22 protein-coding genes are annotated in these 17,194 nt (G+C 61.1%); 12 read left to right on the top strand and 10 right to left on the bottom strand.

Annotation, left to right across the window (positions count from 1 at the left end; translation table 11 throughout):
* Nucleotides 1-12 precede the first annotated feature (12 nt).
* The 4 genes from SynRS9907_RS08755 to SynRS9907_RS08740 form a co-directional block, all read right to left on the bottom strand.
* Entirely contained in the window at nt 13-588 is a 576-nt protein-coding gene (locus SynRS9907_RS08755) for a DOMON-like domain-containing protein (protein ID WP_188020705.1), read from the bottom strand.
* Nucleotide 589: 1 nt separating this feature from the next.
* On the bottom strand, nt 590-1,720 hold the full coding sequence (locus tag SynRS9907_RS08750) for a phosphotransferase enzyme family protein (protein WP_255445845.1): 1,131 nt from the start codon (nt 1,718-1,720) through the stop codon (nt 590-592).
* Nucleotides 1,721-1,790: 70 nt separating this feature from the next.
* Nucleotides 1,791-3,305: a hypothetical protein gene (locus SynRS9907_RS08745; protein ID WP_188020704.1), complete on the bottom strand. Its 1,515-nt coding sequence runs from the start codon at nt 3,303-3,305 to the stop codon at nt 1,791-1,793.
* A gap of 145 nt (nt 3,306-3,450) precedes the next feature.
* The gene (locus tag SynRS9907_RS08740; protein ID WP_188020703.1) at nt 3,451-4,014 is read right to left on the bottom strand and encodes a glutathione S-transferase family protein; all 564 of its coding nucleotides are present in this window, start codon (nt 4,012-4,014) and stop codon (nt 3,451-3,453) included.
* A gap of 287 nt (nt 4,015-4,301) precedes the next feature.
* Here SynRS9907_RS08740 and SynRS9907_RS08735 point away from each other — a divergent pair, with 287 nt between their 5' ends.
* The gene (locus SynRS9907_RS08735) at nt 4,302-4,754 is read left to right on the top strand and encodes a hypothetical protein (RefSeq protein ID WP_255445844.1); all 453 of its coding nucleotides are present in this window, start codon (nt 4,302-4,304) and stop codon (nt 4,752-4,754) included.
* On the opposite strand, the gene SynRS9907_RS08730 is transcribed toward SynRS9907_RS08735, so the two are convergent.
* Nucleotides 4,755-6,059: a Rieske 2Fe-2S domain-containing protein gene (locus SynRS9907_RS08730; RefSeq protein WP_188022414.1), complete on the bottom strand. Its 1,305-nt coding sequence runs from the start codon at nt 6,057-6,059 to the stop codon at nt 4,755-4,757. It abuts the gene before it with no gap.
* Nucleotides 6,060-6,239: 180 nt separating this feature from the next.
* Here SynRS9907_RS08730 and stpA point away from each other — a divergent pair, with 180 nt between their 5' ends.
* From stpA to SynRS9907_RS08705, 5 genes are all read left to right on the top strand, one after another.
* The gene (gene stpA, locus SynRS9907_RS08725) at nt 6,240-7,448 is read left to right on the top strand and encodes a glucosylglycerol 3-phosphatase (RefSeq protein WP_188020702.1); all 1,209 of its coding nucleotides are present in this window, start codon (nt 6,240-6,242) and stop codon (nt 7,446-7,448) included.
* Between the two features lie 75 nt (nt 7,449-7,523).
* A complete protein-coding gene (gene arsS, locus SynRS9907_RS08720) occupies nt 7,524-8,477 on the top strand; it encodes an arsenosugar biosynthesis radical SAM (seleno)protein ArsS (protein ID WP_188020701.1) in 954 nt (317 codons plus the stop codon).
* Nucleotides 8,478-8,524: 47 nt separating this feature from the next.
* A complete protein-coding gene (locus SynRS9907_RS08715) occupies nt 8,525-8,740 on the top strand; it encodes a DUF3721 domain-containing protein (protein WP_255445843.1) in 216 nt (71 codons plus the stop codon).
* A 3-nt stretch (nt 8,741-8,743) separates the two neighbouring features.
* Entirely contained in the window at nt 8,744-9,139 is a 396-nt protein-coding gene (locus SynRS9907_RS08710) for a hypothetical protein (protein ID WP_188020700.1), read from the top strand.
* 104 nt (nt 9,140-9,243) lie between these two features.
* On the top strand, nt 9,244-9,444 hold the full coding sequence (locus tag SynRS9907_RS08705) for a hypothetical protein (RefSeq protein ID WP_006850862.1): 201 nt from the start codon (nt 9,244-9,246) through the stop codon (nt 9,442-9,444).
* Between the two features lie 19 nt (nt 9,445-9,463).
* Here SynRS9907_RS08705 and SynRS9907_RS08700 read toward each other — a convergent pair whose 3' ends face one another.
* Nucleotides 9,464-9,919, bottom strand: coding sequence for a Fur family transcriptional regulator (locus SynRS9907_RS08700; protein ID WP_188020699.1), 456 nt, complete (start codon nt 9,917-9,919; stop codon nt 9,464-9,466).
* A gap of 146 nt (nt 9,920-10,065) precedes the next feature.
* Between SynRS9907_RS08700 and SynRS9907_RS08695 the strand changes: the two genes are divergently transcribed.
* Genes SynRS9907_RS08695 through SynRS9907_RS08685 form a run of 3 tightly spaced genes read left to right on the top strand, consistent with a single transcriptional unit; the run spans nt 10,066 to nt 11,304 of the window.
* The gene (locus SynRS9907_RS08695; protein WP_114987863.1) at nt 10,066-10,332 is read left to right on the top strand and encodes a DUF3764 family protein; all 267 of its coding nucleotides are present in this window, start codon (nt 10,066-10,068) and stop codon (nt 10,330-10,332) included.
* Nucleotides 10,332-10,565, top strand: a complete 234-nt coding sequence (locus SynRS9907_RS08690) for a TIGR02450 family Trp-rich protein (protein ID WP_188020698.1) — start codon at nt 10,332-10,334, stop codon at nt 10,563-10,565. Before SynRS9907_RS08695 ends, SynRS9907_RS08690 begins: the two co-directional genes overlap by 1 nt.
* Complete coding sequence (locus SynRS9907_RS08685) at nt 10,543-11,304, top strand: metallophosphoesterase (protein ID WP_188020697.1); 762 nt, start codon at nt 10,543-10,545, stop codon at nt 11,302-11,304. Before SynRS9907_RS08690 ends, SynRS9907_RS08685 begins: the two co-directional genes overlap by 23 nt.
* 2 nt (nt 11,305-11,306) lie before the next feature.
* On the opposite strand, the gene SynRS9907_RS08680 is transcribed toward SynRS9907_RS08685, so the two are convergent.
* A complete protein-coding gene (locus SynRS9907_RS08680) occupies nt 11,307-11,558 on the bottom strand; it encodes a hypothetical protein (protein WP_114987861.1) in 252 nt (83 codons plus the stop codon).
* A 42-nt stretch (nt 11,559-11,600) separates the two neighbouring features.
* Nucleotides 11,601-12,314: a putative 2OG-Fe(II) oxygenase gene (locus SynRS9907_RS08675; RefSeq protein ID WP_115081914.1), complete on the bottom strand. Its 714-nt coding sequence runs from the start codon at nt 12,312-12,314 to the stop codon at nt 11,601-11,603.
* 55 nt (nt 12,315-12,369) lie between these two features.
* Between SynRS9907_RS08675 and SynRS9907_RS08670 the strand changes: the two genes are divergently transcribed.
* The 3 genes from SynRS9907_RS08670 (at nt 12,370) to SynRS9907_RS08660 (ending at nt 14,681) form a co-directional block, all read left to right on the top strand.
* Nucleotides 12,370-12,882, top strand: a complete 513-nt coding sequence (locus SynRS9907_RS08670; protein ID WP_255445842.1) for a hypothetical protein — start codon at nt 12,370-12,372, stop codon at nt 12,880-12,882.
* A gap of 424 nt (nt 12,883-13,306) precedes the next feature.
* Nucleotides 13,307-14,290 carry a hypothetical protein gene (locus tag SynRS9907_RS08665; protein WP_255445841.1) on the top strand — a complete coding sequence of 328 codons (984 nt, stop codon included), beginning with the start codon at nt 13,307-13,309 and terminating at the stop codon, nt 14,288-14,290.
* Nucleotides 14,291-14,333: 43 nt separating this feature from the next.
* A complete protein-coding gene (locus SynRS9907_RS08660) occupies nt 14,334-14,681 on the top strand; it encodes a hypothetical protein (RefSeq protein ID WP_244275867.1) in 348 nt (115 codons plus the stop codon).
* On the opposite strand, the gene SynRS9907_RS08655 is transcribed toward SynRS9907_RS08660, so the two are convergent.
* Both SynRS9907_RS08655 and SynRS9907_RS08650 read right to left on the bottom strand, forming a co-directional pair.
* The gene (locus tag SynRS9907_RS08655; protein WP_188020695.1) at nt 14,682-15,260 is read right to left on the bottom strand and encodes a pyridoxamine 5'-phosphate oxidase family protein; all 579 of its coding nucleotides are present in this window, start codon (nt 15,258-15,260) and stop codon (nt 14,682-14,684) included.
* Nucleotides 15,257-16,174 carry a histone deacetylase gene (locus SynRS9907_RS08650; RefSeq protein WP_188020694.1) on the bottom strand — a complete coding sequence of 306 codons (918 nt, stop codon included), beginning with the start codon at nt 16,172-16,174 and terminating at the stop codon, nt 15,257-15,259. Before SynRS9907_RS08650 ends, SynRS9907_RS08655 begins: the two co-directional genes overlap by 4 nt.
* Nucleotides 16,175-17,194 lie beyond the last annotated feature (1,020 nt).

The raw sequence follows: 17,194 nt of genomic DNA, 5'->3' as shown, positions 1-17,194 counted from the left end.
TACCGGTGCGGTTCAGGCGGCAAGAAAGGTGCTGCGGTCGTGAAAGTCGGCCTTGGGGCCGTGGCGGAGGGCCCAATGGCTCAGCCCCTCCTGTCCACGGTCAATCACGGCTGTCAGTGCCAGGTCTGGGCAGACGTCTGGTGTCCACCAGGGCTCCAATGCAATACGGGCGTCGAGCCGCAGTTGGTGCAACCCACGTTGCAGCCGCACCGTTGGGGGTGTGCTCAGTTCCTGCTGCGTTTGTCCACTGCGATAGCCATTGAAGCGATAGAGCGCCCAATCGCCATTGGCAGCCAGATTCACTTCCCAGTAACGCTGCTCCCCGGGGGCAGCGATGAAGGCTTCGAAGCAGGTGGTGGTCCAGAGCTCATCTTTGCGCTGCCCCTGTTGGGGCCCATCGTTCAGCCCTGCCGGTAGCTTCAGGACGCCAATGCCCTTGGCCGCGCGGGCCAGAACCCCGTAGCTGAGTTCCAGCCAACCCTCGCGCCTCCACACCAGTTCAGCGCTGATCTGGACCCCCGCTGGAATGGACCGTTCAAAGGGAATCAGGCGGCAGGCCTGACGCAGCATCACGGCAGAACGCGCCATCTCAGAGGTTTGGACTTGGCTGCTGCTTCAGCCGCGCAACCAGTTGCTCCAGGGCGTTGAACTGCTGCTCCACCGCTTCGGTAAGTCGGAACTGCACCAGGGCCCGTTGCAGGTTGTGCCCAGGTCGATCGCAGCGGAAATACACATCGCCCTCCAGGTGATCCGTGAGAAAGCGCAGGCCAAGCTCCAGGGGGATCAGGCGGATGCAGTGGGGCAGATAGTGCAGGTCCCAGTTACTCAGGAACCCACCAGCAACGGAGAGATAGCCCGTGAGGATCGCCTCACAGAGCTCCATGTCGAAGTTCACATCGTCGAGGCAGAGGGTTTCCTCTCCGGCTGGATTGCAGCAGGAGCGCACACAATCGCCGATGTCGTAGTGAACAAGCCCCGGTTTGACGGTGTCCAGATCGATCAGACCGATTGCCTGGCCGCTGGCCTCGTCGATCATCACGTTGTTGATCTTGGGGTCCCCATGGATGGGGCGGTGATGGAGTTCACCGCGGCTGAGCGCTGCTTCCAGCACATCGACGCCCTGACGACGTGCCTCGATGAACGCGCAGGCGTCACGTTCGGCAGGCCCAAGGCGGTCTGTGGCTTTGGCGACCGCATCGAAGTGTTGGAGGTAGGCCGGCGTGACGTGGAAATTCTCGAGGGTGTCCGCCAGTTGATCGATGGGCAGATCGCTGATCAGGTGGTGGAACATTCCCAGCCCGTAGCCCACTTCCTGGGCATGGGCAGTGTCCCGGATGACATCGCTGGTGGTTGCTGCGCCGATGTACGTGATCGAGCGCCAGAACTCTCCGTTCTGTTCGATCCAGGGGGAGGCCTCTCGCCGACAGGGAACCACCCTGGGCACTTCCCAGCGCCGCCCCTTCAATTGTGGGGGTGGAGATGCGAGACGGCGTTCCATGTGGTCGCCCAGGGCCTGCAGGTTCTGCATCACCAGGTCAGGCCGATCGAACACGTTTGTGTTCAGGCGTTGCATGACGAAGGCGCCGTCCTGTCCCTCGTGGGTCACGAGGAACGTTTCGTTGACGTTGCCCGAACCAAGGGAACGGATGGCTTTGATCCCCTCACGAGGATGGAAGCGATCGGCGATGGCTTCCAGGGCCTCGGTCATGAACGGTCGCATGGGTCTCACATGGCACCTTGCCGTTCTTCCGGTGCCTTGCCCCGTTCAGGTGTGCAGAACCACAGCCGACTCAGGCATCGAGCTGGCTTTCGATCACATCCATGAGCTCCAGGTAGGCCGGTGCCCCGGTCTCACCGTTCTCGTCCAGAGCCATCTTGCTGCCCATGGCCTGATTGGCGTTGTCGGCAATCACGGCATTCACCACCAGCTCGAGGGCTTTGGGAACATCGAGGTTCTGAAGTGCCTCGGCGTAGCGACGGCTGTGGCTGGGCCGCACGGATTCCTGGCAGTAACTGGAGAGTTCACGGCTTTCCGTCATCACCCGGTAGGCGGTCTCCTTCACGCCTGCCCGCCCGTAAATCGCCATGTACAGCAGGTTCACCATCGAGGCGTCGTTGGCTGGGATGGCGTACTTGCGGACGATCTGAGGCCAGTACCGCAGGGATTTGAGCCCCTCCAGTCCGCCTTTGCGCAGGCCCGCGGCTTCACACCACTGCTCCAATTCCTCCATGGAATGGGGGCAGCGGCCTTGATCGCGCATCGCCTCGGCCATCACTTGTCCGGCTTGGAAGTTGCGGGTAGGGCTTCCGGAGATCGGCAGCATCATGCTGCCGCGCACATCGGCCACCATCGCCGTGAGTTGGCTGAAGGTGTGGTCCCGCACCCGCTCAAAGTCGCCATCGCGCACCAGGGTGGATTCAATCCTGGGGACGGCGTAGCCCAGTTCCGTGAGCGGAAAGGGCTGCCGGTGGTACAGCCGTTGACGGTCGGGTCGTGCCATCGACACGGTGGCCGCCTGGTCCAGGCACTGGTTCAGCAGCAGGGTCAGCAGCGTTGGCAACACCCCGGGGTTGTCCTGATGGAAGCCGTAGCCGAAACCGGCGAACACCGAGGCCATGTTTTTGGCGGCCTTGATGAACTGCCCCTCCACGTTGTGAACACCGGCGGAGACCTGGATGTTCGGGGACAGTTGATCCATCAGTTGAGCCCCCAACATGGCCGTCAGGGCATTGGGATGGCAGAAATTGGCGGTGAAACTGTCGAAGGGGTTGCGCAGAGCCCCATGGCGGTGGAAGCCGGAGAAGAAGGCGAGCTCGGGTTGTTGTTCGCACAGCACATAGGCGCTGTTGCTGATCGGGTCATGGCTGAAGGATCCCGCCAGGCAGGCCAGCACCACCTGCTCCCGATGGAGCTCCTTGCGCAGGCGGCACGCTTCCTGGAGGTCTTCTTCGATGTGGTTGCTGTTGGCGCTGAGCACCACAAGCTCGCAGCGCTGGATCAGATCGCTCAGGGTGTTGGCAACCAGCTCACCTCCGATGCGCTGGCCGCCCATGTTGAGCACGGTCTCCACGTGCTCATCGTCCATCGTTGCAATGGTCTTCTCGGGGAAGGCTCCCAGGAGGTCCCGGCCAGGGCGAGGGGCCAGCAGCAGACGCCCTTTGGCGTTCTGCATGGCGCAGTTGTAGGCCAGCGAGGCTGGATAAAGCCCGACGCTGTAGAACCCCACCTTGCCGGTCGAGAGCTCCTGCACGCGCCGGCGAATTGCACCGGCGTCGAGGCTCTGATCGAAGAAGGAATTGCGCATGCCGGCAAGACTAAGCAGCGTTCCCGATGGGACTGCTCATAGCAGACAGACGCCAGTCCTTTGGGTGATGCGGAGTTGGAAGCATCGAGTAAGGCGGGAAATTAAATGAAAGAAAGACGTGAAAATTCAACGGCAATTGAATGATTCAAAGGCCCATAATTGTTCTGTAATTCGGGTTGGAGCGTGTTCGCTCATTGAGAGCCTGGATTTCGGGATAAGAGGAGAGATCTTCGTTGGGATAGAAAATAGGGAGGTAGCCGAGGTATGCATTGACTGCGCAGTCTGCTGCGGTCCAGACATCCCCCACTAAAAACTGTTTCTTGGTGTAGATGTCATTCAGGGTTGCCATCAGCCTGGGGAACTCCCGCTCCTTATTGGAGGGAACGAACAAAGCAATTGCCAGTGTGGAGTTGGCGAAAAGAATCCACTGGCTGATCGAGGCGCGTGTTGCGGCGTCATGGACTTCGTTGGCGTAATTCTCAGACAAATACTGAAGAATGGCGCCCGACTCAAACAGCACCAAACCATTACTGTCGTCTTTAAGAGCAGGCAGTTTGCCGAAAGGATTGACCTCCAGATAGCTCGCTGAAAGGTTTTGACAAGCTGCCAGGTCAATGTTGACGTATTCGTAAGAAATTCCTTTTTCTGCTAAGTACCATTTCGGCATTGAAGCTCGGGTCTTGGGGCCGCCGTAGAGATAAAGCGTCATCGCTGACTATTAACTTTCTCCATGCTATCCATTGGGATGAACCAGTGACGTTGCGTGGTGCAAGCTCTGGTGGGGTTTGATGTCTATGTTGCCCGCAATTTGGATGCCTTGTTGGATGCATTGATGGGGATCCCGTTGTGTTGGACATGTGATAAGTCAATCGTTTGCTTCGGCGTGCACGTAAAAACATCTGGTCGATAGCGGCCTGATGGGGCTGGGCGGGCGTCATCACGGGCAGGACCGGGGCAAACACGCTGTAATGCGCTCAAACCATTGCCCAGAGGCCTGTGACCAGCCGTGATCTGCTGATGGCGTACCGCTGGCCTGCGGCGGTTGTGTTGTCCAGCCTGGTTCTGGCGGCCACGGCCGCCAAGCTGTTGAGTCGGCCCATCCCCATCGCGATCAAGGGCGGATTGCAGGTCGACAAGTTGGTGCTTCCGCCCAGTGTCACCATCCGCTCCGAGACCCCTTTGCCGGTCGTGGTGCAGGAGCAGGTGACGATCGGCGGCGATGGGCCCCTGGCGATTGAAGGCCCTGTTTCCGTGAAGTCGATTGCGGGAGCTGTGACAGTGAATGCCGATGCGCGGGTCAGCGGGGTTGAGGGGCAGGTGTCGGTCACCGCTGAAGACCCGCTTGCGGTACGGGCAGACGTGTCTGTCGACAACAAAGTCACCATCGGCGGCAAGGTCGACATCCAGGGCAAGGTGAAGCCGACCTTGCTTCCTGTTCCGGGGCTCTGATCAGCGGTTGCGGGGGGCCGCGCCGCTGCCAAGGGTCAGCCCCTGCTCCCAGCGGTGGAGTTGCCGCAGTGCCAGGGCCGACAGTGCGGCAGTGACCAAGCCGGTGCTGCTCCAGCCGCTGCCCTGCTGGATGCCCACAAGCACGGCGGATCCCCAGAGCAGGGCCCAGGCCCAGGGGCGTGCCGCACGAATCCGCCTCAGCGCCGACGAGCAGCTGCGGCAATGGATGGTGTGGCTGTCATACCGATCCATCAGCGCCGTGGTGCTTTGCCGCGGAGGTAGGGGTTGTCCTGCAAAGGGCTCGCCGCCGTTGGCGTTCAACCAGCGATGCAGAGCCGCCACGTAGACGTCTGCCGTTGTGGGCATGAAAAAACTGCGTTCCACGGCGGGGCTGCCGCCGGCTCGCTCCAGCACCCGCTCCTGCCAGTGCAGGAACACCTGATCGTCTTCCAGCACCTTGTGATTGCCGATGTGTTGCAACCAGCGGGGCCTTAATCCGATCAGCAGCCGGGGGACGGCGGATTGGAACTGGAAGGGAAAGCGGGCGAAGAGGCGGCACTCGCCGCGGCGAATCGGAACGGCGTAGACCACCGTGAGAATTCGCCCGAAGCCCTTGGCGGTGAGGTCATGCCACATCAGCTGCGGGGCATGAAAGGTGGTGGATTGGGCGCCGAGTTTGCCCCGACGCGGCCCCTCCTCCCAGTGGGCCGTGAAGCCGCTGGCGTCTTCCCCCGTGATGGAAGCTTCCACCGGCGCGGCGTTCTCCCGTTTGCCGACGGTCTTGTGGTGGGTGAAGGGAACGTGGCTCACATCCAGCACGTTCTCCAGCAGGGTTACGGCATCCATCGGCAGATCACGGAAGGTGTCCTGCACCGTCCAGCTGTCGGGGTTCTCCTCCAGGGCTGGCACCAGGGGGAGCTGACTGGGGTCTGCGGCATCGGGGGCCCCCATCCAGACGAACAGCAGCCCCTGCCCCGTGGCTGTGGGAAGGCTGGCGCAGCGGGATCGACGGTTGTTCGGCTGGGTGTTCTCGAGCGCCTGCGGCACGCGCTGGCACTGGCCGCCGCCGTCGAAACTCCAGCCGTGATAGGGGCATTCAAGTAGCCCTTCCTCGTTGATCCGCCCTTCGCTGAGGGGCACCAAACGATGGGGGCAGACATCCGGGAAGACCCGCCAGCTCGATGCGGCGCGATCCCACCAGATCACCAGATCCCGTTCCAGCAGTGTGAACCGGCTCGGCTGATTGGGGTCGAGGTCCTGCACATAACTGATCGGCCACCACTGTTCGGTCCAGGTGGGGTGCATGGCAGGAGCATCAAGGCCGTCATGTTCGCTGGCCGGATGGCTTGGCTGTGGTGTTTCGCTTGTCATCCGTGCTTCTGACTGCCTCCCCCCACTGGACTTCTTACGGGTTTGGCACTAATCAGTTGCGCGATGAAAGTGCACCGCTGTTCCGTCGGCTGCAGCGACCTCCCCTGAACCTCCATGCCCCGTTTGACGCCCGACCAGTTGCTGCAGGAACTCACTGGTGCTGAGGATCTGCTGATCGTGCAGGACCTGGACGGCGTCTGCATGCAACTGGTGAAGGATCCACTGACGCGGCGCATGGACCCGTCCTATGTGGATGCGGTCGCCGCTCTGGATGGTCAATTCGCTGTGTTGACCAACGGTGAGCATGAAGGGCGGCGCGGGGTGAACCGCCTCGTGGAGCAGGCCCTGGGGAATTCCGATCTCCCTAGACATGAGGGCCGTTATCTGCCAGGCCTGGCGGCTGGAGGGGTGCAGCTGCAGGATCGCTATGGCGACTTGAGCCACCCCGGGGTCTCGCCGGCGGAAATGGCTTTTCTCGCTGCAGCCCCCACCCGAATGGAAACTCTATTGATGGAGCGTTTGCCCGGCCTGCTGCCGCAGCTGGGTGTGGATGATCTGGCCGAGGTGGCCAGAGCCGCGGTGTTGGACACCCAGGTGTCACCCACCATCAATCTCAACGGGATTTTTGAACTCGTCCCTGCTGATGTCACCACTCAGCAAGCCCTGCAGACGATGCTCTCGGAGCTGATGCATCAGCTGCTTGCTGAGGCTGCCGACCAGGGCCTGAAGGAATCGTTCTTCCTGCATGTGGCTCCCAACCTGGGCCGTGATGCGCAAGGTCAGGAACGGATCAAGCCCGCTGCTGCAGGTGATGTGGGAACCACCGACATTCAATTCATGCTCACCGGGTCCATCAAGGAGGCCGGCCTCCTAGTGCTGCTCAATCAGCACATCCAGCGCCGTTGGGGTGAATCTCCTTTGGGTGAGACGTTCAATGTGCGAACGGCTCCCCACAATCCCGAAGCGCTGTTGGCGTTGGTGCAGCAGCGCATCCCCGCGGAACGGATGCCGTTGCTGGTGGGTGTGGGAGACACGGTCACATCCACGGCATCGGCTGATGGCACGGGCTGGTTGAGGGGTGGCAGTGATCGCGGTTTCCTCAACCTGCTGCAGGACCTCGGTGCCTGGTGCGGTCGATCCAATCGCGTTGTCCTTGTTGACAGCAGCCATGGAGAGGTGGATCGCCCCAGCCATGCCGATGGGACTTTGCGAGGCATCACCGATCCGGAGGATCCCCTGCGGATTGACACCCTCATGCCCGATGGCCCGGAGCAGTACATCGCCTGGTTCCGTCAGCTCGCTGAGCGTCGCCGGTTGGGTTGAGCAGCTGCGCAGCAGCGGGAGCATCTGTTTCTTTCGGCAGGACATGTTCTGTCTGGAAGAATCAGCCTCATCCGCGTGGAGCCGGTGGCTGTTGTTGAGACCGTTTTCCCGCCCCTGAAGCGCGGACAGCTCACAACGTTGCAGGTCAATCTCGGCTACCGCTGCAACCAGAGTTGTGCCCACTGCCATGTCAATGCAGGGCCCACCCGCACCGAGATGATGAGTGCGGATCTGCTGGCAATGATTCCGCAGATCCTTGAACGGCATTCCATTTCCTGCCTCGATCTCACGGGGGGAGCACCGGAGTTGCACCCGGGTTTTCGCGCGTTGGTGCGCCAGGCACGCTCACGCGGCACCACCGTGATTGACCGCTGCAATCTCACGATCCTCAGCGAACCCGGCCAGGACGATCTGGCTGAATTCCTGGCGGAGCAGGGGGTTTGTATCACCGCCTCCTTGCCCTGTTACAGCGCCGAGAATGTTGACCAACAGAGGGGCGATGGCGTGTTTGAGCGCAGCATCAGCGGACTGCGCCAGCTCAATGCCCTGGGCTACGGAAAGGGTGATCCAAACCGGCAGTTGGATCTCGTCTACAACCCGCTGGGTCCGGTGCTGCCTCCTCCCCAGCAAGCCTTGGAGGCGGATTACAAGAAGGCCTTGGGCGGGTTGGGAATCCGTTTCGATCGTCTGCTGACGTTGGCGAACATGCCCATCCAACGTTTCGCCAAGCAACTGGAACGCAGTGGCGATCTGCAGCGTTATCAGACCCTTCTGGAGAACGCGCACAACCCGGACAATCTGGGGGCTGTGATGTGCCGTCAGCTGATCAGTGTCGATTGGCAGGGTTATCTCTACGACTGTGATTTCAATCAGCAGCTCGGCCTGCCCTGCCCCGGTGAGGTGCGTCACCTTCGTGATCTGATCCAGCTTGAGGCCGTTCCGCTGGATCAGCCCATCCACACGGCCCCGCATTGTTTTGGCTGCACCGCTGGCGCCGGCTCAAGTTGTGGCGGGGCGCTCCAGGGCTGATCAGCGCGTTATGGGCATAGTGGGTGGATCTGTGAAGAGGCCATCAGTTGCAACGCATCTGTTTTGCTGTCGCCGCGTTGATGCTCACGGCAACAACGGCCATGGCCGGATCCCACGGCAAGCCCAAGCAGGCGATGTTCAAAACGCAGGCTGAAGCTGAGGCGGCGGCCCCAGGTTTTGGCTGCACGGGTGCTCACCAGATGGGTGAGATGTGGATGGTCTGCGACAAGCACGGTGATGCGGATGACCAGGGAGCCCACTGATCCATGACTGAAGGCGGGCATTGCGGCAGCAAGCCGAAGCGGATCGCGATCGGCGTTGCTCCCCTCGGCACCATCTCCATCGGCATCGTGCCGATGGGGGTGATCTGCATCGGTGTGGTGCCGATGGGTGTGGTTTCGATTGGTGTGGTGGCGATGGGCGTGATCAATGCCGCCATCGTCGGGATGGGATTGGTGGCGGTTGGTGTCAACACCATGGGGGTGATCACCGCCGGCCCGATGAGCATGGGCTTGATTCAGATCCGCTCCACCACCAATCCCCGCTATCTGGCTTATCCCAGTCGCGAAGAGGCGGAGGAACAGGCGCGCCAATTGGGTTGTGAGGGTGTGCATCGCATGGGCGATCGCTACTGGATGCCCTGCAACGAGCATCCTAAGTAAGCAGCCCGCGCGTCTGCTTCACAAAAGCTTCGGAAGACTTCTGTTGCTCACGCCTTTTCAGGGGCTGTGCTGCTGGCTTCAGTGTGCGAAACAGGGCGCATCTGATGTCACCATCGTCGCCACGCCAACGTCTTCAAACCCTGCTCAGTGCCCGATGGTTGGAGATGGGTGAAGTGTCATTGATGCATCACCGCCAGGTTCAGATCTTGCTGAACACCTTGAGACGGGAAAAGGAACTGGTGTCCGTTCAGCTGATCGAGCTTCTGGTGGCTGATCTCTACGACAAGGAATTTCGCGCCGAATGAATGATTCAGGGGTTGCGATCTATCCCTGACATTTGGGGCAAATCGCACGCACGTTCAGGCTCGACTCAATCAACTGAAAACCAACATGGGCAGCGGCGGCAGCTCCTGCTGCCAGCACGGGCTCACTTTCGAATTCCTCGGTGCGGCCGCAGCGGATGCACACCACATGGTGATGTTGGCGGTGATCGTCAACGGCAAGCTCGAAGCGTCGACCCCCTTCACTGAGCTCCAGTTCCTGGAGCAGCCCCATGTCGGCCAGCAGGCGCAGGGTGCGATATACCGTTGCCAGAGACACCTTCATCTCCAGTGCCGCCAGCTGCTGGTGCACCTCTTCGGCACTGAGGTGGCAGCCGGACCCACAGCGCTCGAACAGCTCAAGAACCCGTTTGCGCTGCGGGGTCAGACGGCGGCCGTCCTGATGCAGCCCCTGCTGCAGGGTGGTGTCCGTTGCGGCAGGCGCGGAGGACGATGTCACAGCTTCTCCTCGCTCATTCTCAAGAGTAGGCCTTAATGAGAGTGATGTCTCGCCCTGAGGATCAGGCCCCTCGTCGGATCCCATCGGTTGCCGATGAGGACGATGAACGTTGGTGATAGCGTCCGCCGACGCTGTTGTTCTGGTCGATGGAAACCCACGTCCTCACCTTCACCATCACCAAGTCGTTTGCCGAATGGGTCGCCACCTATGACGCATCCCTGCCGCTTCAGAAAATCGCTGGCATCACCTCGCTCTACCGGGGTGTCAGCAAGGACGACCCCAGCAAGGTCTGCGCGGTGATGCAAGCCGCTCCCGGGGTGATGGAGCAATTCATCGCCGACAACACCGACATGATCGCGGCTTCGGGGCATGTGATTGAGAGCACCGTGAGTCAGGTCTTCGTCGCCAGCTGATGGCCTGGCGTCCTGCCCGGGCCTGGACCAGCCAGCGCCCGGTGGCCGGTTACCGCCATTTCGAGCTGATCACGCAAGGCGGGCGTGGTCCGCTGCGATGGGTTGAGTTGGCGGCTGTGCTGGCTCCGTCGCATCGCGAGCGGGTGCTCTGGCGTGAGCTCAAGGATCCAACCCGCTGGAGCAGCGGCTGGCAGTCCATTCCGGAGAGCGATGAGGATTCTTCAACTCAGTGATCCACACCTGGTGGCCGCTGATCAGGGGCTGGTGCGCGGTCGGCCGGCCCTGGCTCACTTCGAGCGAGCTCTCCAGGTTGGTGGGGCCTTGAACCCCGATCTGGTGCTGGTGACGGGGGACCTTTGCCAGGACGAAAGCTGGGGTGGTTATGCCCGGCTGCGGCGAGTCCTGAGCCAACACGTGCGCTGCCCGGTGGCTCTGCTGCCTGGCAACCACGATCACCCGCTGCTGCTCGATGCGGTGCTGGGGAGACGCTGGACGACGGCTCCAGCTGATCTGTTGGTGCAAGGCGTGAGAGTGCTGCTGCTGAGCAGCCATCGGGTGGGTTCAGCTGCCGGTGCCCTTGGCTCGCTTCAGCTCCAGTGGCTGGCGCAGCGCCTGCAGTGCTCGGAGCGCCGTGATCTGCCCCTGGTGGTCGCCCTGCACCATCCACCGATTGCCATCGGTGATGCCGGCATGGATGCGATCAGGCTCCTCGATCAGTCCTGTTTTGAGGAGCTGTTGCGTCCCCATCGGGCCCTGCGGGCGGTGCTGTTTGGACACATCCATCAGCATTGGCAGGGGGCCTGGGCCACGCGGCCTGATGTGCTGCTGCTCGGATGCCCCTCCACGCTCTGCAGTTTCAAAGCGGTGCAGCCCTGCCCCCTGGGTCGCGCTGATGATCCGGGGGGGAGGCTGCTCGAGCTGAGGCCTGATGGAGCCGTTCAGCACCGGGTGCTGCGCTGGAGCAGCGTCTGAATTCAGCCCATTCCCTTCTGCGACTCGCGGAAGGCCTTGAGTTTGTCGATGTCCTTTTCTTCGTCGATGGAATAGTCCGTCAGGATCAAGGCCTTGCCGATGGTCCCGAGGGCATATTCGATCCGGTCGAGATCGCGGCGTCCGTCGTCATCCAGTCGTGCTGCACGAATCACCTCAGGGCGCAGTTGGTCGGCCAGCTGCTCCAGCGCCGCTGCAATCGCTTTGGCCTGCTGAAGCGGCGCGGAATCACCCATGAATCCTGAACAGATGCAATCGGACGACTCTGACAGTTCTCCTCAGAATCCTTTGGCCGTGGGTCGCTGACTCGAGAGCGAGACGTTCCCCAGGGGTTGTTGCTGGGGGGCGGGCTGCTGCATCGCTGTGGGTGGAACACCGGGGGCCGCCACCACATTGAACGCCAGCGACCAGCGTTCCCCGTCCCCGCGGAAGGGCATCACCGAATGGGGTTGCCAGGCCGGGAACACGTAGAACTCACCGGGCACAGGCAGCACGTAGTGGGCCATGCCGGTGCGGAACGACTGAATGTGCCAGTCTTCCGGGCCGTGGAAGCAGAGCTGGCCATCAAAACTGTTGGCGGTGATCTGCGGTGGCACCTTCAGAAAGATCACTCCGGAGAAGCTGCCGCCATGGGTGTGGGTGGGGTTGTAGTCACCGGCGGTCTGGCAATTGAGCCAGAGATCAATCATCTGCAGGCGGTAGCGACCGGGAACCCAGGGGCCGCGACCCTGGGGAGGCTGACGGTCCATCACATGGCGGATCCAGCGATCACAGGCCGGCAGCAGGTGGTTGTTGCTGAGCTCCTGCACCCCGGGTTGATCAGGCCTCAATTCGCGCTGCTGACGCAATTGACCCGCCAGCTTTGCTGATGCATCGGGGCTGGACTCGGGATGGGCGAGCACGCTTTCGCTCAGCGCAGTCAGCTGTTGGAGCAGAGGATCCGGAAGGGTGCCCCGAAGGATGGAGCGGGGAAACAGATCGAGAACGTCCACCAAGGCTTGGTCTGCTGCAGGCCATCGTGGCAGCCCCAAAGTGGGTGCACCGTTCATGACGATCCTGATGCTGCGCCACGCCCTGCTGGTGCCTGTGTTGCTGGGGAGCTGCTTCGCTGCAACGGCCGCTGATCTCCCTGGGCAACAGGGGCCTACAACAGCGCTGCTGCAGGGCGGCCCACCGCAGCTCAGCACCCGTCGTACGGCCAAGCTGTTCCCGGACGGCAACCGCATCTGGAAGGTTGAACTGCATCGCGGCCCGCGTCTGCTGGCCAGCTGGCCAGCAGCCAGTGGTGTGGCCCGGCGCCAGAGTGCTGATCGCCGCTGGAGCCCCGGCAATGCAGCCCCTTTGCCCGCAGGTGAGTACAGCCTGGGGCGTCCGGAACCATGGGGGAATGATCTGTGGTTTGACCTGACTCCTCGCTTCGACACCACCCGAAGTGCACTGGGCATCCACCGCTGTTATCCCGGCACGGGTTGCATCTGCATTCCCGAGCGGGCTGATATCGATGCGCTCGCCAGTTGGGTCAAGGCCACTGGGATTCGCACTCTGAAGGTGGTGAACTGATGCGACAGCCTTGACGTGCAGCTGTCCCAAATTCGGTCTCGAACGGAATTTGTGAATGTCGAAAAATCGTCGCCGATCGTCCTGCAATCCCGTTCTTTTCGGCTCATGATGCGTGGGCCAAGCCGCTAAGGGGCTTGGAAGCCGGGCCGAGCGATGCCCGACGGGAACTGCGATTTGGCTTCGGCTGGTGCCGAGGTCAAACCCGTTCGTTCTTAAGACATTTGGGTGTGTATCCCAAAACACCGATCCATCCGTCAACTTACGTTCGTGGTCGAATCGCTCCGGTGGTGCATCACCGTCGACCACACAACATTCCTTGATCACGACACGTTTGAGTGGCCTGGAGCAACGAGGTTCCTCCTAGAGCTCCTTACAAGGAAGGAAAACCATCGGCTTGATCGGATTCATGGACGTCAGCATCTGGATGCTCGTCGGATTCCTGCTGGCGGCCTATTCCGTGGTGGCGAACGATTCGCTCCAGACCCTCGGCACTTATCTCTCCTCCAACCGGAAACGCACGCCGAAGTTCGTGCAGATGCTGTTCATCTGCACGGTCACCTGTGGAGTGCTGCTGTTGGGCTGGTTCCTCAACAACGGTGATCCCACCTGGGGCCGCCTCAGTGTGCCTGGCAAGGAGTTTCCTTGGCCTGAGCCGTTCACCTGGGTGTACGTGCTTCCACCGCTCGCTGTTGTGGCCTTGACCCAGTGGGGAGCACCGGTGAGCACCTCGTTTCTGGTGTTGTCATCGTTCATGCCGGCCAACATCGGCACGCTGCTCAGCAGCTCGCTGACGGGGTATGGCCTCGCCTTCGGCGTGGGTCTGGCGGCCTATGGCCTGGGGTTGTGGTCGCTGGAGCGCTGGGTGTTCTGTCGTTCCCAGGACGGCCAAGACCCCAGCAAGGTTTGGTACGGCCTGCAGTGGTTCTCCACCGGCTTTCTCTGGTGCATGTGGCTGGTGCAGGACCTGGCCAACATTTTCGTGTTCCTGCCGCGCCAGTTGGACCTGGTTCCGATGCTCATCTGCACGCTGGTGCTCTGCATGGGCCTCTGTGTTCTGGTGGCCACCGGGGGAGGGCCGATCCAGGCCGTGCTCCGCACCAAGACAAACAGCTCCGATTTGCGTTCGGCCACGCTGATTGATCTGTTGTTCGGTCTTTGCCTGCTCTACAAGGCCTTCCTCTCCAGCTTCCCCCTCAGCACCACTTGGGTGTTTCTGGGGCTGATCGGCGGCCGTGAGTTGGCCCTGCGGATCAAGCAACAAACATCAGATCTCCCGTTCACCAACAGGGAGGGGGGCAGTCTGGCCAAGGTCATCGGTACGGATCTCTGGAAAGCCGCCGTTGGCGTTGTGGTGAGTGTGGTGATCGCCCTCAGCATTCAGCCCCTCGCTCAGCTCACCGCAGGCTGACCCCAGTGGTCAGCGCTCCGATCCATGGCTAGGTCAGAGAGGGATGAGCCTCTCCATGGCCCGTTGTGTTGTCTTGTCGCTGTTGCTGCCCTGGTTGGTGGGCGGGTCTGCCTTGGCCAGACCTGAGCCGCAGCTCAGCGCCAGGCAAACCATCCTTGAGGCGAATCGCCACCTGATTGCCGATGGCTGGCGTCCCGCGCCGGAAAAAAAGCCAACGCCGGAGGAGCGGCGCTGGGCCTCTGTTGCGCTCGAGAGCCTTTCGGCCTGTTCCGGCACGGGCGTTGGCTTCTGTCGCTTTGATTACCGCCGAGACCTGCAGCGGCTGTCGGTGGTGACGGTGCCCAGTGAACCGGGCCGGCCGTCGGTTGGTCGCGTTGAGCGCTGGTGGTGATCAGGGGTTCAGCGGTTGCTCCTGCCAGAGCGTGTCCGCGTTCCAAAGTGTGCGTTGATGAGGGTGGGGGCCGAGGTTGAGCCGCTCAACGCTGATCACCTGCAGCCTCAGCACCACGAAATGCTCTGGCAGTGGTGCAGTTTCAGCCAGTTGATCGGGAAAGGCCGCCGTGGGGTCCAGTGGATCTGCCGGGGTGGGCCACCCCCAGACGGCTCGTCCTGTGTTGGAGAGCTTTTGCCAGCGCTGCTGACAGAGCTCAGGTTGTTCGGTGGCTTTGATCAGCTTCACCTTTCCCCGCAGGCGGTACTGCTGGCGAGCTTTGGGGAACAACCAGCACAGTTCAGCGGCTCCATCGTTGGCAAGTTCCGTCACCTTCTCGCTGCGCTGATCGCTGAACAGTTCGAGTTGGGCTGCACCGGCCCAGCCGCGGAACACCAGGGTTCGCACCCGAGGTGTGCCATCGCGTCCTGTTGTGGCCAGTTGCACCCAGCGGGCGGCAACGGAGCGCCCCTCCCGCTGCATGGCCGCGCGCAGCAGAGGTCTCCAGGGGGGGATGGTTTCAGAGATTCCCTCAGTCATGGAAGGTCGAACAAGCGAGCCTGCTCGGCAGCAGCACGCACCACGATGGCGTGGCGCTGCACCAGGGGATCGAGGGCGTCATAGCCACCACCGATCACCGTTGCGGTTGGAATCCTGCGGCGCAGGCAGGCATCGAGCACAAGTCGATCGCGCATCTTCAACCCCGCATCGCTGAGGGCGAGTCGGCCGAGCCGATCATCGTGATGGGGATCGACGCCCGCGTTGTAGAGCACCAAATCCGGCGCGATGGTGTCCAAGGCATCGGGCAACCGGTCGGCAATGGCAGCGAGATAGTCGTCGTCGCTGGTGCCGTCGGCGAGGGGGATGTCGATATCCCCGTCCACTTTGCGCAAAGGGAAATTGCTGGCGGCGTGCACCGAAAGGGTGGTCACCCTGGGGTCGTGTTGAAAGCATGCTGCCGAACCATCCCCTTGGTGCACATCGAGATCCACGATCAGAATTCGCCGCACCTCCCCTGTTCCCAGCAACACCCGCGCGGCGACAGCACAGTCGTTGAAGATGCAGAAGCCACTGCCGAAGCCGGGGTGTGCGTGGTGGGTGCCACCCGCTAGATGGGAGGCCAAGCCCCGCTGGAGAGCCAGTCGTGCCGTCAACAGGGTGCCGCCCACGGCAAGCCAGGTGCGCTGCACCAAAGGCCGCGTGGCCGGAAGCCCGATGCGACGTTGCTCCGGTCGGGTCAGGTGATCACGGCTGAAGGCTTCGTGATACCTGCGGGGATGGACGCTCTCCAGATCCCTGCGGGCGATGCTCAAGGGCCGATGCACCTCGTCGGCCTGGACGACCCCCTGCTCCAGCAGGAGTTGATGCAGCAGCCGGAACTTCGCCATCGGAAAGCGATGGGTGCTCGGCAGCGGCGCGGAGTAATGCGGGTGATAGACAACCGGGAGTGGCACTCAGTTTCTGTCCTGCACTGCGATTTGCAATAAGTCCTGGCTCCACGGTTGATCAAGATGGTTGATCAAAGGGTTGATGAATGGGTTGATCAATTCACGATGAGGACGGTTGATCAACGGTTGATCAAGGGTTGCCGGATCCTGTGTCCTGATGTCTGATGGGAGGCCTTGCATCAAGCGCGTCCAGCGTTGGCCCAGCCTAAAAACGCCCTGCCAAAAAGTGGCCTGCCCGGTCTCGTCTACAGGCGACGGGGCAACGTTGGCAGCTGGATTGTCGTGGTCTTTGTGCCCACCCACCTGCGCTCCTTGCTGGTCAACAGCAAAGGCAAAGACTTCCTGATCACAATGGCTAAAGCTTTCTCCGTGGTTGGCTTCACTCGTGCTTCGCCCTCTTCAATCTGTCAGTAAGCTTTGTCAAACATGCTGACAAGAATGCGACTGGGATCTGATGGAGCGAGGATGTTCTTCTTGTCTTTGTAAGGAGCGTCAGAGTCTGATCGACGCTTACTTACAAAGTAAGGTTCCTGGTCCTTATCGCGCCAGGCATAGACGATGTAAGAATGATTATTCACTTGCAATTCAATGTGACTGCTAAATCTATTTAGAACTCTTCACCCCAAAGCCCCTTAGATAGATACGATCACTATTTTTGTTCCCAGGTCCGTCTTGACTGACCGTTGCGTTGCCTACTTCTGCCGACTCTAAATGCCAAGTATGTGTGAATCACAATTATCGTTATTAGACCACCGACATACCACCAAAAAGCTATGTCATCGCATATGAGGCTGCTACACGACCAATTTATTACCATCCCTCCGAAATAGAGAATGGCAAGACTGAACAGCTGAAAGACGACAACAACTATGAGTTTAACAGAGGTTATGAATTTCATGGATCACTTTGTGCCTGAAGTTGATTTCATCTAGCTGCCGACAATCATTATCATCGTTGCTCCAGTACATGCCATAAACACTGAAAACAATAGCGCATGCATCACCGAGCAGGTTGCATCCCTTCTAA

The organism is Synechococcus sp. RS9907, from assembly GCF_014279615.1.
In the GTDB taxonomy this organism is placed as follows: domain Bacteria; phylum Cyanobacteriota; class Cyanobacteriia; order PCC-6307; family Cyanobiaceae; genus Parasynechococcus.
This window is presented reverse-complemented; position numbering and strand designations above follow the sequence as displayed.